Raw genomic sequence first — 13,731 nt, forward strand, 5'->3', positions numbered from 1 at the left:
GGAGCGGCGGCCGTCAGGGCTGCCGCATGGTGAAACCGGGAGGGGTGATGTTGGAGGGGTAGGCGTCCGGAAGCGAAGAGAGCGCCTGCAGGGCCTCGTCCTCACGCCCGAAAAGCGCATAGACGGCCGAGCCGCTGCCCGAGAGCGATGAGAAGACGGCCCCGGCATTGAGCATGAGGCGCTTCACTTCCGCGACCATCGGGAACTGCTCGAAGACGGCCGACTCGAAATCGTTTTCGAAGAGGGCGAGCCGCTCCGTCTCATGGGTTGCGGAAAGGCCGGCGGCGAGCGTCTTGATGTCGGGACGCTCGATGCCGAACCGGCGGTGGAAGTTGCCGTAGGCCCAGGCGGTGGAGATGTGCTCCGAAGGAAACACCGTCACGACGTACCACGGCAGCGCAGAATCGAGGTCCGTCAGTTCGTCGCCGATGCCGCCCGCATAGGCGAGCCCCTCCATCTCGAAAAAATACGGCACGTCGGCCCCGAGCTTCACGGCCAGAGGGTGCAGCTCCTCGAGAGGGGCGTTGATGTTCCAGAACCGGTTCAGGACGCGCAGCACGGCCGCCGCATCGCTGCTGCCGCCGCCGAGGCCGGCACCGAACGGCACCCGCTTGTCCAGCTCGATCGAGACTCCTGCGGAGAGGGAGGCGTGCGCCTGCAGCGAGCGGGCCGCCCTGATGCAGAGGTTGCTGTCGTCGGTCGGGAGGTCTGCGTTGGTGCAGCGCATCGAAATGGTATCGGCCGGGCTGAAGCGGAGGGTGTCGTGCCAGCTGACGGGAGCGAAGATGGTCTCGAGGGTATGGTACCCGTCCTGGCGTTTTCCGGTGATGAAGAGTCCGAGGTTGATCTTGGCGAACGCGTTGACGGAAATAGGGTTCATCGGGGATATCCGGTTGTATTCAGGAACAGCGGGAAGGGTTCCGTTTGTATGAAAAATTTGTCATATTGACTGCGCTGGAAGACATACAGGCATACACAACCAACAACATCAACACGCAGTTACCATGCCCAGAGGAAAGGCCGGCTCCATGCTCCGTTCGTTCGCGCTCTGTATGGCGGCCTCGGCCGCACTGACGATGCTCTCCCCTGCAGCCCGGGCTGCGGGCGAGACCTCCTATGCGACCCTCATCCGGCAGTATGTGGAGCAAGATAAGACATATTTATTACAAAAAATCCGTCAAAAAGCCGTGGTACCTTCAGAGAAGGCCGTCATAGAGGCGCTCCTCTGCGAGGACGGGCCGAAGGCGGTCGCACTCTTCCGCAAGCAGCTGGTCATGTACCCCGATCCGGCCATCGACCCGATCAGCCACCGGCGCATCGCCGACTACAACCGCACCCTCACCGCAGAGGTTCCGGTGCCCCGCCTCTCAAAACCCGTTGCAACGCCCGTCCCCGCAGCTCCGCCGCAGCCGAAGGCCGCCCCCGCAGCGCCTGTGGCGGCAGCCGTGCCGCCGGCGCCCGCGGCCCCCACGCCCGCACCCGAGCCGCAGAAGCCGGCCCGCTACAGTACGACGGCCTACGCCCCCGGCGACACCCATACGCTCCAGTTCGGAAGCTTCAGCAGCCGCGCCAACGCCGAAGCGCTCGCCGACCGCCTCTCCGCTGAAAGTCAGGTCACGGTCGTCTTCGAGAGACAGATGTACAAGGTGCGGCTGGCAAGCGGGTTCAGGAGCGCCGACGCCGCCAAGTCGGCCGGCCGGCGCCTCTCGATTCCCTCCATCACGCTTCCCATCAGGTAGTGCCGCACACTACCGCTACAGCAACAGGCAGATGAAAAAAGAGCACGGCCTCATCGGAAATTGCGACCTCATGGTGCGGCTCGGCCAGTTCGCCCTCCAGGTCGCCGAAACCGACATCACGGTGCTCATCACCGGCGAGACCGGCTCGGGCAAGGAGGTGCTGGCGCGATTCATCCACAACCACAGCCGAAGGGCGTCGGGCAGCTTCATCCCGGTCAACTGCGGCGCCATTCCGGCAGGCATCCTCGAAAGCGAGCTCTTCGGCCATGAAAAAGGGGCCTTCACCGGCGCCGTGCAGGCGCGGAAAGGCTATTTCGAATCGGCCGACCGGGGAACGATATTCCTCGACGAGATCGGGGAGATGCCTCCGGAGACCCAGGTCAAGTTCCTCCGCGTCATCGAAAACGGCCGGTTCCAGCGGGTCGGATCGTCGGAGTCCATCTACTCCGACACCCGCATCATCGCAGCCACCAACCGCAACCTCATCGAGTCGGTCAGCCAGAACGAGTTCCGCGAGGATCTCTACTACCGCCTGCGCAGCGTCGAGCTCCACCTCCCCCCGCTGCGCGAACGCGGCAGCGACATCCTGCTGCTGGCAGAACACTTCGTGCACGAGTTCGAGTCGAAGCACCGCATCCCCTTCGAAGGGTTCAGTCCCGAAGCCACAGAGATGCTCCTGCGCTACCCGTGGCCGGGAAACGTCCGCGAACTGCGCAATCTCATCGAATCCCTGCTCGTCCTTGAAAAGGGACGCCAGATCACGCCCGACGTCCTCGACAAGCACCTGGTGCAGCGGAGCCGCTTCAAGAGCCTGGTCCACGATCCGGTACGCTCGGAAAAGAACGAGCTCCAGCTCGTCTACAGCAGCATCATCCAGCTCCGCCAGGAGGTGAGCGAGATCCGCCAGATGCTCCAGCAGCTCCTGCATGAGGGCCAACCCCGGCACTCCCGGCAGCTGCTCCTGCCCGACAGGACGGAGCCTGCCCGGGATGTTCCCCCGCCGGCGGATCCCGAGGTGCGCCCGCTCGAGGCGGCCGAGAGACAGGCGCTCGCCGAGGCGCTGGAAGCCTCGGGCGGCAGCCGGAGGAAAGCTGCCGCCGCACTCGGCATCACCGAGCGGACGCTCTACCGCAAGATCAAGACCTACGGCCTCTGAACACGATCCGGCGCACCCAGCCACCCCCGACGACAAGAAGCGACACCACGACGGAGGCCTTCGCCAGAAGGTCAGGATGGCGCGTATAGAAGCTCATGTTCCGTCCGAGCGGGACTTCGGCGTTCAGCACCCGCGCCTCCCACCACGGCAGGCTGGCGATGGTTCGGCCGAAAGGATCGATGCACTCGGTCACGCCGGTATTGGCGCAGCGGGCCATCGCGCGGCGGTTCTCGATGCAGCGAAGGCGGCCGATCGCAAGATGCTGCCACGGCCCGTAGGAGGTTCCGTACCAGCCGTCGTTGGTCACCAGCGTCAGCAGCTCGGCACCGAGGCTGACGAACCGGGAAACGTAGCCCGGAAAGATCGACTCGTAGCAGATGATATTGGCGAGCTTCACGTTCGCCCGCCCCTCCCTCGGAAGCTCCATGAGGGCCGGGCCCGGCCCGCGCCCCCAGCTCCCCACCCCGGCAAGGGAGAAGGCCAGGCGCTCGAGCACCGGGAAGTACCCCGAGTATGGCACCCGCTCGGCGAACGGCACCAGGTTCGACTTGCGGTAGATCTGCGGTTCTTCCCCTCCGGGGGTAAGCAGCATGGTGGCGTTGAAGACCTCGAAGTAGCGCCCGCTCGCCCGGTCGAACCGGCCCGGCCCCGCTGAAGGGGGGCGCTCGCCGGGATCGGCATAGACGATGTCCGAAAACCCGGTCAGCAGCGACACCCTCCAGAGCCGGAGGGAACGGCGGAGGGAGAGAAGGTAGTCGCCGTACCCGTCGTCGAGGATGTAGAACGGCAGGGCGGTTTCCGGCCATACCACCAGCTCGGGCCGGCTCTGCATGACGGCACGGTCGCTCAGGAGATAATAAAGCTCCAGGGTCTCGCGGCTGGTGTAGCGCTGCCACTTTTCGAAGGGGTCGATGTCCGGCTGCACGAGGCTCACCCGGAGCATACCGCCCTCGGCCGCCTCCCGGGGCGAGTGCAGGCGGAGGAAGCCGTAGGCCATCGGCACCAGCACCATGAGAAGAAGGACGGGGGCATAGCGCGAAAGCCGCCGCCGGCCGTCGAGCAGGAGGAAAAGGACGAGCACGTTGAAAGCGGCAAGCCAGAAGCTGATACCCCACACGCCGGTGATGTCGGCGTACTGCACCATCAGGAGAAGGTTGGCCTGGGAGTTGCCGAGCGTCAGCCACCCGAGCGAAAGCTCCTGCTGCATGTAAAGCCACTCCCACCCCGTCAGCAGGAAGGGGAATGACAGCAGGGCCGGCCGCACGCCCCAGAGCCTTGCGGCCATGAAGAAGAGCATGAAGGGCACCGAGAGGAACAGGGCCTCGGCCAGGATGGTGAGGAGGCCGCCGGGCAGGGTCGCAAGACAGACCCACCAGAGCGCCCCGGCCGAATAGGCGAGCATGGCGAGGAAGGTCTTCAGGAACACCGAGCGCGCCGACGGGTCCGGGGCGATCGAGTGCAGCAGCGGCACCAGGGCGACCCAGGCCAGCAGCTCGAAATGAATCGAGGGATAGGACGGGAAAGCGAGGGCCAGGAGGATGCCGCTGAGGAGCGGCGGAAGATACGGGGATCGCCGGAACCGGCCGGCCGTCGACGGGAATACAGTCATTGCTTTGGAGCGGTGAATCGATGGACAAAGCCAATGAACGCGGCAATTGCACGAAAAATTATACGACTTTTCGGGCTAAGAGATAAACGGGTGGGATATATTTTGCTTTTTTATTGATTATTTATTCTTTAAATTTATTTCAAGCTGTTATTTAACGGGGGTAGGCTTGCAGTTAAAACGGGCCCCTGCAAATATCCAATTTCAACGCCATCAGAAAAAGGAGAAATCATTATGGCTCTTTTCGGCACTAAAGACGCGACCACCGCTCACTCCGATTACGAAATCGTTCTCGAGGGCGGTTCGAGCTCATGGGGAAAGGTAAAAGCCCGGGCGAAAGTAAACGTCCCCCCGGCCCTCCCCCTGCTGCCCGCAGACTGCAACGTCAAGATCAACGTGAAGCCGCTGGATCCCGCAAAGGGCTTCGTGCGCTTCTCAGCTGTCATCGAGTCGATCGTCGACAGCACGAAGAACAAGCTGGTCGTCGAAGCTGACATCGCCAATGAGACCAAAGAGCGCAGGATTTGCGTCGGCGAGGGCTCCGTCACCGTCGGTGATTTCTCCCACTCGTTCTCCTTCGAAGGCTCGGTCGTCAACATGTTCTACTACCGCTCCGATGCGGTCCGCAGGAACGTGCCGAACCCGATCTACATGCAGGGCCGCCAGTTCCACGACATCATCATGAAGGTGCCGCTCGACAACAACGACGTCATCGACACCTGGGAAGGCACCCTGAAGGCCCTCCAGACCACCGGCGCGTTCAACGACTGGATCCGCGACTTCTGGTTCATCGGACCTGCATTCACCGCACTCAACGAGGGTGGCCAGCGCATCTCGAAGATCGAGGTCAACAGCATCGGCACCCAGAGCGGCGAGAAAGGACCGGTCGGCGTCACCCGCTGGCGTTTCTCGCACGGCGGTTCCGGCATCGTCGACTCCATCGCACGCTGGGCAGAGCTCTTCCCGGCCGACAAGCTCAACCGGCCCGCTTCCGTTGAAGCCGGCTTCCGTTCCGATTCACAGGGTATCGAGGTCAAGGTCGACGGCGACTTCCCCGGCGTCTCCGTAGACGCAGGCGGCGGACTCCGCAGGATCCTGAACCATCCGCTCATCCCGCTGGTCCACCACGGCATGGTCGGCAAGTTCAACGACTTCACCGTCGACACCCAGCTCAAGATCGTCCTTCCGAAGGGCTACAAGATCCGCTATGCTGCACCTCAGTTCCGTTCGCAGAACCTCGAGGAATACCGCTGGAGCGGTGGTGCATACGCCCGCTGGGTCGAGCACGTCTGCAAAGGCGGCACCGGCCAGTTCGAAGTGCTCTACGCACAGTAAGCACCCTCTCGGACAACGACAGAAAGACAGAAGACCGGCAACAGCCGGTCTTCTCGTTTTCATCCGAATCAACGTCCTTCCGCCCCGCCCTCTTCGCCAAGCCCGCTCAACCGAGCAGCTGCAGGATCTCCTCGATCTCCCGTCGAACCTCCCTCAGCAGCATGACCCTGCGCTCGTCGACCACCCGGTTCTTCCTGTCCGACTGGCCGATCTCATCCTGGAGCCGCAGGATCTCCCGGGTCCTGGGATCCTGATTCTTCGGCTTCCCGTCCCGCTTCATCAGTTCGCTGGCCTTGCCGAGCCGGTACCCCTGCTCGTAGACAAGGTCCTTGATGTGGAGAACGAGGGCCATGTCGGTATGGGTATACCGGCGGTTTCCCCGGGTATCGCGTCCCGGCCGGAGCTCCTTGAAGAAAGACTCCCAGTACCGCAGGAGGTAAGCAGGAACGCCGGCGATGCGGCTTACCTCGCCTATCGAGTAATAGTTCTTGCTGGAATCAAACGGCATCTGGCTCCCCCGTGTGGCATTGTTTTGTTTTCGTCATTCTTATTATACATTTACTACCGTCACTTCAACAACACGACGGATGAAAAATCTTCTCAGCCTCTGGCCCTACCTTTCGAGGTACCGCGTAAAACTGCTTGCAGGGTTCGTCTTCATCATCCTGACGAACATCTGCGCCGTCATCGGCCCACGCTACATCCGCCTTGCCGTCGACAGCATGAACGGCCCCTTCATGATCAGCGACGTGCTCCGCAACGCCGGACTCTACGTGCTCTTCGCCCTCCTCAGCGGTTTTTTCCTCTTCCTCGTCCGCCAGAGCATCATCGTCACCTCGCGCCATATCGAATATGATCTGAAAAACGACTACTACCGTCACCTGCAGAGCCTGCCGAGAGCGTTCTACAACATGACGAGCACAGGTGAGCTCATCTCGAGGGGGACCAACGACCTGAACGCCGTCAGGGAGTTCCTCGGACCCGGCATCATGTACTCGCTGAACACCTTCTTCCGGCTGCTCTTCGCGCTGGCAGCGATGATATCGCTTTCACCGAAACTCACCTTCTTCGCCCTCCTGCCGGCCCCGATACTGAGCTGGTCGGTCTACCGTATCGGACGCTCGATGCAGAAACGCTCGAAAAGCATCCAGGAGAGCTATGCGGCCATCACCAACCTCGTCCAGGAGAACCTCTCCGGCATCCGCATCGTCAAGAGCTATACGCGGGAGGCCTTCGAGATCGAGCGTTTCGAGAAGCTCAACGAGGAATATTACGGAAAGAACCTCTCCCTCGGAAGATTGCAGGCGCTGTTCTTCGCGTTCCTCACATCCCTGACCGCATTCTCGCTGCTGCCGGTCATCTGGATCGGCGGAGCGGGCGTCATGGAGGGCACGATGACCATCGGCGGCATCGCCCAGTTCATCGTCTACGTTACCATGCTCAGCTGGCCGATCATCTCCATCGGATGGGTTACGAGCATCATCCAGAAAGCCTCCTCAGCACAGGCGCGACTCGACGAGATCTTCGCCGCCGAGCCCGGCCCCGAGACTGCCGACCGGTCGGCTGAACGCCCTCGAGAACCCGTCCACGAAGGCATGCTCTCCTTCCACGACGTCAGCTTCAGCTATCCGGGAAGCGACGGACAGCCGGTGCTCGAGCACCTGTCGATCGATATCGAGCCCGGAACCAAAACGGCGATCGTCGGCGCCACGGGATCCGGCAAAAGCTCGCTCGTCAGCCTCATCCCGCGACTCTACGACCCGACTGCCGGCTCCATCACCCTCGGCGGGAGGGATATCCGCACCATCCCCGTCAAGGAGCTGAGGGAATCGATCGGGTTCGTGCCGCAGGTCAACTTCCTCTTCTCCGACACCATCGCCCGCAACATCAGCTGGGGAAGCCGCGAGAGCCGGGTCGACGCGGTACTCGAAGCCAGCCGCACGGCCATGCTCCACGACGACGTCCAGGACTTTCCCGACGGCTTCGAGACCATGCTCGGAGAGAAGGGCATCAACCTCTCCGGCGGACAGAAGCAGCGGGCCTGCATCGCCCGTGCGGTTGCCTGGAAACCCTCGATCCTCATCCTCGACGACGCGCTCTCGGCCGTCGACACCGACACGGAGGCGAAGCTCTTCGACGCCCTGCTCCAGCAGCTCCCCGACACCACGGTGATCCTCATCAGCCACAGGATATCGACGGTGAAGAACTGCGACAGGATCATCGTCCTCAGGGATGGCAGGATCGCAGAAAGCGGCACCCATGAAGAGCTGCTCAGCCAGGAGGGCATCTACTTCGAACTCTACAACCAGCAGCTCCTCGAAGAGGAGATCCTCTCCCTCAGCTGACAGGCCGCCGCACCTCTTCCAGGCCGCCGAGCGTGGCAAGCTGACCCATGAGGTCCCGGCGCGCCAGCCCGTACAGATGCACATAGAGCAGATTGAACGAGAGCACCGAGGCCCTGAGGGTGGGCGCCGCAGCTGCGCGTTTCAGGGCGTTGAGGGGGGTGAAAACGCGCCGGGTCAGGGCGGTGTATGAGGGAATGAACTCCTCGAGGGGAATGGATTTCGGGCGATAGAGCATCTCCTGGCCCCAGGAGAAGCGGAATGCGTCGTGGTTCGAGGGGTCGTGCAGGAGCCTGCCCTCGGCGGCAAGCCGGCTGAACAGGCCGGTTCCGGGGATCGGCCGGAGCAGGTTGATGCCCGGTACGTCCACCCCCGTCTCCTCGATGAACGCTTCGATCCGCTGCGGCATGTCCAGCGTGTCGCCGTCGAGGCCGTAGATGAAGCTGCCGTAGACGCAGATCCCCGCATCCCTGATCGCCCTGATCGATGCCACCTGGCGCGATGCCGGGTTGTGGAACTTCTGGTGGGCGTGGTTGCTCCCGTCCCCGATGCTCTCGATACCGACGAGCAGGGCGCCGCAGCCCGAACGGGCGAAGAGTTCGAGCAGGGCGGGGTTCTCGCCGAGCGAGGTGGTCGACTGGCCCACCCAGCGGATGCCGAACGGAATGAGCCCCGTAAAGAGCTCGCGTGCGTAGCGCTCGCTGGCGTTGATGGTATCGTCGAGAAAAAAGAAGATCCGCCGATCCTCCTTCAGGAACCCCTCCACCTCCCGCAGCACCTCTGCGACCGGACGGTGGCGGAGACGGTGGCCGTTCATCACATGGACCGTGCAGAAGTCGCAGCTGTAGGGACAGCCGCGCGTGGTCTGCACCACGTTGGTCGTAAAATAACTCTTCAAATCGAGCATCGACTTGCTGACCGGTCCCCGGCGCGAGAGGTCCGGCGGCACCGACTGGCGGTACTCCGCCCTCAGGGAACCGCGCACAAGATCCAGAAGCACCTCACGCCACAGCTCGTCGGCCTCACCCGTCACCAGAACGTCGGCATGCTCCCGGCAGCGCTCGGGAAAAAGGGTGACGTAGGGCCCGCCGAGCACCACCTTCACCCCGCGCCGGCGGAGGGCCCGGGCAAGTTCGAAGGCGGGACGGACAGCACCGGTCTGCACGCTGATGCCGACAAGGTCCCACTCCCTGTCGGCGGGGAAACGCTCGAAACGGAGGTCGCAGTACTCCTGGCGAACGCCCTCCACCTCGACGGAAGCGAGGATCATCAGCGAGAGCGGAGGGATGGCGAACTGCGCACGGCGGATGATGCGGCTGAAGAGGGTATCCCTGAGAGAGGAGAAGAGGCCCGGGGAACGCTCGCCCTCTGCGAGGAGGGAGGCGCCGTCAACGCCGCTGTCGGCCTGGATGAAGACCAGGAGGACATTCTTCTCAGCTCCGGCCATCGAGGTAGCCCTGGAGCTTTTTGAGTTCGAGCAGGGCGTCGATGGGCGTAAGGCGGTCGACGTCGATTGCCTGCAGCGCTTTCTGCAGGCGCGACTCCACGGCGTCGAAAAGGTTGATCTGCATGCTCTCCCGGACGGCGGGGGCCGCAGGAACGGCCACATCGTGCTTCTCGAGCCCGGCCATGATCTGGCGGGCCCGATCGATCACCTCCGGCGGCATGCCTGCCATCCGGGCCACTTCGATGCCGTAGCTGTTGTCGGTCGAGCCACGCACGATCTTGCGCAGGAAGATCACGCTCTGGGCCGTCTCGATGACGGTGGCGTTGTAGTTGACCACACCCGGGAGGCGCTCCTCGAGCTCGGCCAGTTCATGGTAATGGGTCGCAAAAAGGGTCCGGGCTTTGATGGTGCCGGCGATGTACTCGCTCATTGCCCAGGCGATCGACATGCCGTCGAAGGTGCTGGTGCCACGGCCGATCTCGTCGAGCAGGATGAGGCTCCTCCCGGTGGCGTTGTTGAGGATGCTTGCCGCCTCGTTCATCTCCACGAGGAAGGTGCTCTCGCCGGAGGCGAGGTTGTCGCTGGCGCCGACGCGCGTGAAAATGCGGTCGACGAGTCCGATCTCGGCAGATTCGGCCGGCACGAAACTCCCGGCCTGCGCAAGCAGGACGATGAGCCCCGCCTGGCGGAGATAAGAGCTTTTTCCGGCCATGTTCGGGCCCGTGATCATGAGCATCCGCTGCTGCTCGTCGAACAGGCAGTCGTTCGAGACGAACGGATCCTCGGGAGAAAGAAGCCGCTCGAGCACGGGATGGCGCCCGGCGGTGATCCTGAGATCGCGGCCCTCGTCGATCCCGGGCTTGCAGTAACCATATTCCTCTGCCGCGACGGCGTAGGAGCGGAGGCAGTCCAGCTCGGCGATCACGGCGGCATTCTCCTGCACCGCCGACGCCTCCCGGGCGATCATCCGGCAGAGCTCGCCGAACAGCTCCGATTCGAGCCGGAGGCTTTTCTCCTCGGCATGGAGGATCTTCTCCTCATACTCCTTCAGGGCGGGAATGGTGTACCGCTCGGCGTTGACGAGGGTCTGCTTCTTCTCGTAGAAATCCGGAACCCGGTCGAGGTTGGCCCGGCTGATCTCGATATAGTAGCCGAAGACGCGGTTGAACTGGACCTTGAGCGAGGAGATGCCGGTACGCTGGCGCTCCTCCTGCTGGATCTCCATCAGGCGGTCCTTGGCGGTGGAGGAGATGGCGCGCAGCTCGTCGAGCTCTGGGCTGTAGCCCTCACGCACGTAGCCGCCGTCGCGCATCGAGGCGCCGCACTCGGGATCGATCGCCCGTTCGACGCCGTCGGTCAGCGTACCGAGCTCACGGAGCCGTCGGCCGAGGGCGCGGAGCAGCTCGGAGGAAGATTCGGAGGCAAGGGACTTCAGGCCCGGCACCGTAGAGAGCGAACGGCCGAACTGGAGCACCTCGCGGGGAACGGTGCGCAAGGTGGCGATACGCGCAAGTGAGCGTTCCAGGTCGCCGACCGAGGAGAGCAGCTCGCCGAACGCGCCGCGACGCCGGCGCTCGAGCAGCAGCTCTTCGACGGCATCGTGGCGCATGCGGATCGGGGCGGCCGACAGCAGCGGACGCTGCAGCCAGCGGCGGATCAGCCGCCCGCCGAGGGGGTTGGAGGTACGGTCGATGACCTGCAGGAGGCTGCCGTTGAGCGAGCCGTCCTGCATGGACGAAATGATTTCGAGGTTGCGCTTCGTCTGCAAATCAAGCGTCATGTACTCCCCACCCTGCATCTCGGCGATCCGGGTGATATACTGGAGCCTTCCCTGGCGGGTCTCCTCGAGGTACTGGAGGATGACGCCGGCGGCAACCCGGCCGGCCCGGTTCCCCTCGATGCCGAACCCCTTGAGCGAATGGGTCCTGAACTGGCGCTGAAGGACCTCTCCGGCATGCTCCTCGCCGAACATCCAGTCTTCGAGTCCGGTCACGAGAATGCCGGCACTCCCCTTCAGCATGGCCTCCGCATCGGCTTTTTCCGACTGCGCGACGAGGAGCTCCGAAGGGTGGAGGGATCGGACGAAGTCGGCAAGCGACTCGGCAGGGATGGTGGCCAGGCGGAACTCGGCCGTCGTCACGTCGATATATGCCACGCCGGCGACCCGCTGCCTCCCCTCCTTCATGAGGGCGGCGGCACAGAGGTAGTTGTTCTGGCGGTCGTCGAGGATGCTGTCGCTGTAGGTGATGCCGGGGGTGACGATATCGGTGATCTCGCGCCTGACGATCCCCTTGGCCAGGGCGGGATCCTCGACCTGGTCGCAGACCGCCACCTTGAAACCCTTGCGGACCAGTTTTGCGATGTAACCTTCGCTGGCGTGGTGCGGGAACCCCGCCATCGGGACGTCGGCGGCCGAACCGTTCGAGCGCCGCGTCAGGACGATGTTGACCGCTGTCGATATGGTGCAGGCGTCGTCGAAGAAGGTCTCATAGAAATCGCCGACCCTGAAGAGGAGCAGATAGTCCGGATAGCGCTCCTTCACCTCAAGATACTGGCGCATCATGGGGGAATGCTCTTTCTTCCCTCCGCCCTTTTTTCCTGCCATGGGGGTTACTGGTCAGCCGTTCTCTATAGGATTTCGCCGGTGGCGCCCGCTTCCGGCGGGATGCCGGCCGGGCAAACAGGAAGCTACGGCAGACGCCTTAAATAAACAAGCATCCCCGGGCCGCTTGCCGCACTCGGCCGAGGGAACTATATTGGCACCGGACCTTCCTCCGCAACCCCTTAGCGACCCGACAGCATGTCCTTCGACCTCCTCCCTCTCCTCCGCATGGCGCACGTCGTCTCCTTCGCTGCATGGTTCGGCACCGTCCTGGCCTCCCTCTTCCTCCTGAAGACCCTGGAACCGAAACTGACGGGAGAGGATGGGGAGGGGGCCGCCAGAGAGGCCGCCCTTCTGCTGCGCCGCTATATCGGGCTGGAAACGAAGGTGGCCGACGGCGCCCTTCTCGGACTCGTCGCATCGGGCATCGCGATGGCCTTCCTCCACCACGGATGGACGGGGTGGGTATGGGCGAAAGTGGTGCTCCTCATCCTGCAGGCGGCCCTCACCATGGGCTGGATCATCCGCTTCATCCAGCCCATCACCTACCCCTGCACGCCACGGCAGTTCGCCGGCTGGTACAGGCTCTTCGCCCTCTCCCTCTCGATGTTCGCACTCGTGCTCTCGGTTGTTTTCCTCCTGCACTGAGCGCGAGCGGATAGGCCTCCGTTTTTAGCACTTCTCATTTTGAATTTGAGGAAAAAGAATACTATATTTGAGACCTTTATCATTAATACACTTAATACGAGCAAGATGCAGGCGCTGATCGAGATATCCGACAAACAGTATCTGGTGAGGAAGGGCGACACCCTTTTCGTCCCCAGGCAAGAGACCGCCATCGGCGAGACCATGGAAATCGGTTCCATGGCCACCATCGACGGTGCCAACACCGTTCTCGGCGCAGGAAGCGTCAAGGCGAAGGTTCTTGGCCATGTCAAGGACGACAAGGTCGTGGTCTTCAAGAAGAAGCGCAGGAAACGCTACCAGTCGCGCAACGGCCATCGCCAGCAGATGACCGAGATCGAGGTGGTTTCCATCTAAGAGAAGCAGCACAGGTTTTTTAACGATAATTTTCTTCCCATGGCTCATAAAAAAGGCGGCGGATCGACGAAAAACGGCCGCGACAGCAACCCGAAATACCTCGGCGTAAAGGCAGCCGGCGGATCGACCGTCTCGGCAGGCACCATTATCCTGCGCCAGAGGGGCACCGTCATCAAGCCCGGAACCAACGCAGGCATCGGCCGCGACCACACCATCTTCTCCCTTGTCGACGGGGTCGTGACCTTCCGCAATGGCAGGAACAACAAGAAACAGGTCGATATCCTTCCTTCCTGAGTTTGGCTTGCCATAAATAAAGGTTATATTTCTTTATAGCCGTCTTACCTTAAGACGGCTTTTTTTATGAAATCCCGGGTCCGCCCCGTTCGACGACTGGGGTAGGGACAGATTTTCAAAGGAGTGCCCGGGCACGGCATTCAGGATCATAGCAACTTGCACAGGGCAG

12 protein-coding genes are annotated in these 13,731 nt (G+C 62.7%); 7 read left to right on the forward strand and 5 right to left on the reverse strand.

Annotated features, from left to right (window positions below; translation table 11 throughout):
• Nucleotides 1–13: 13 nt before the first annotated feature.
• Nucleotides 14–880, reverse strand: coding sequence for a 4-(cytidine 5'-diphospho)-2-C-methyl-D-erythritol kinase (gene ispE, locus E0L29_RS01870; protein ID WP_131353951.1), 867 nt, complete (start codon nucleotides 878–880; stop codon nucleotides 14–16).
• 124 nt (nucleotides 881–1,004) lie between these two features.
• On the opposite strand from ispE, the gene E0L29_RS01875 reads away from it, so the two are divergent.
• Nucleotides 1,005–1,739 (forward strand): SPOR domain-containing protein, encoded by a 735-nt coding sequence (locus tag E0L29_RS01875; protein WP_131353953.1) that lies wholly within the window; start codon nucleotides 1,005–1,007, stop codon nucleotides 1,737–1,739.
• 31 nt (nucleotides 1,740–1,770) lie between these two features.
• Nucleotides 1,771–2,895 (forward strand): sigma-54 dependent transcriptional regulator, encoded by a 1,125-nt coding sequence (locus E0L29_RS01880; RefSeq protein WP_131353955.1) that lies wholly within the window; start codon nucleotides 1,771–1,773, stop codon nucleotides 2,893–2,895.
• On the opposite strand, the gene lnt is transcribed toward E0L29_RS01880, so the two are convergent.
• Nucleotides 2,876–4,504, reverse strand: a complete 1,629-nt coding sequence (gene lnt, locus E0L29_RS01885; RefSeq protein WP_131353957.1) for an apolipoprotein N-acyltransferase — start codon at nucleotides 4,502–4,504, stop codon at nucleotides 2,876–2,878. The two genes, E0L29_RS01880 and lnt, sit on opposite strands and share 20 nt — an antisense overlap.
• 231 nt (nucleotides 4,505–4,735) lie before the next feature.
• On the opposite strand from lnt, the gene E0L29_RS01890 reads away from it, so the two are divergent.
• The gene (locus E0L29_RS01890) at nucleotides 4,736–5,836 is read left to right on the forward strand and encodes a bacteriochlorophyll a protein (RefSeq protein WP_131353959.1); all 1,101 of its coding nucleotides are present in this window, start codon (nucleotides 4,736–4,738) and stop codon (nucleotides 5,834–5,836) included.
• Between the two features lie 106 nt (nucleotides 5,837–5,942).
• Here E0L29_RS01890 and E0L29_RS01895 read toward each other — a convergent pair whose 3' ends face one another.
• Nucleotides 5,943–6,344 (reverse strand): MerR family transcriptional regulator, encoded by a 402-nt coding sequence (locus E0L29_RS01895; RefSeq protein ID WP_131353961.1) that lies wholly within the window; start codon nucleotides 6,342–6,344, stop codon nucleotides 5,943–5,945.
• A 79-nt stretch (nucleotides 6,345–6,423) separates the two neighbouring features.
• On the opposite strand from E0L29_RS01895, the gene E0L29_RS01900 reads away from it, so the two are divergent.
• Nucleotides 6,424–8,181 carry an ABC transporter ATP-binding protein gene (locus E0L29_RS01900; protein ID WP_131353963.1) on the forward strand — a complete coding sequence of 586 codons (1,758 nt, stop codon included), beginning with the start codon at nucleotides 6,424–6,426 and terminating at the stop codon, nucleotides 8,179–8,181.
• Here the strand turns inward: E0L29_RS01900 and E0L29_RS01905 are convergent.
• Entirely contained in the window at nucleotides 8,174–9,625 is a 1,452-nt protein-coding gene (locus E0L29_RS01905; protein WP_131353965.1) for a radical SAM protein, read from the reverse strand. The two genes, E0L29_RS01900 and E0L29_RS01905, sit on opposite strands and share 8 nt — an antisense overlap.
• Nucleotides 9,612–12,230, reverse strand: a complete 2,619-nt coding sequence (gene mutS / locus E0L29_RS01910; protein ID WP_131353967.1) for a DNA mismatch repair protein MutS — start codon at nucleotides 12,228–12,230, stop codon at nucleotides 9,612–9,614. The genes E0L29_RS01905 and mutS overlap by 14 nt, the downstream gene beginning before the upstream one ends.
• A 195-nt stretch (nucleotides 12,231–12,425) precedes the next feature.
• Here mutS and E0L29_RS01915 point away from each other — a divergent pair, with 195 nt between their 5' ends.
• The 3 genes from E0L29_RS01915 (at nucleotide 12,426) to rpmA (ending at nucleotide 13,562) form a co-directional block, all read left to right on the forward strand.
• Nucleotides 12,426–12,875, forward strand: coding sequence for a hypothetical protein (locus tag E0L29_RS01915; protein ID WP_131353969.1), 450 nt, complete (start codon nucleotides 12,426–12,428; stop codon nucleotides 12,873–12,875).
• 105 nt (nucleotides 12,876–12,980) lie between these two features.
• Nucleotides 12,981–13,268 (forward strand): 50S ribosomal protein L21, encoded by a 288-nt coding sequence (rplU, locus tag E0L29_RS01920; protein ID WP_131353971.1) that lies wholly within the window; start codon nucleotides 12,981–12,983, stop codon nucleotides 13,266–13,268.
• A gap of 39 nt (nucleotides 13,269–13,307) precedes the next feature.
• Nucleotides 13,308–13,562, forward strand: coding sequence for a 50S ribosomal protein L27 (rpmA, locus tag E0L29_RS01925; RefSeq protein WP_011358238.1), 255 nt, complete (start codon nucleotides 13,308–13,310; stop codon nucleotides 13,560–13,562).
• The last annotated feature ends 169 nt before the right edge of the window (nucleotides 13,563–13,731 follow it).

The organism is Chlorobium sp. N1 (genome assembly GCF_004332115.1).
Classification (GTDB): Bacteria; Bacteroidota; Chlorobiia; order Chlorobiales; family Chlorobiaceae; genus Chlorobium.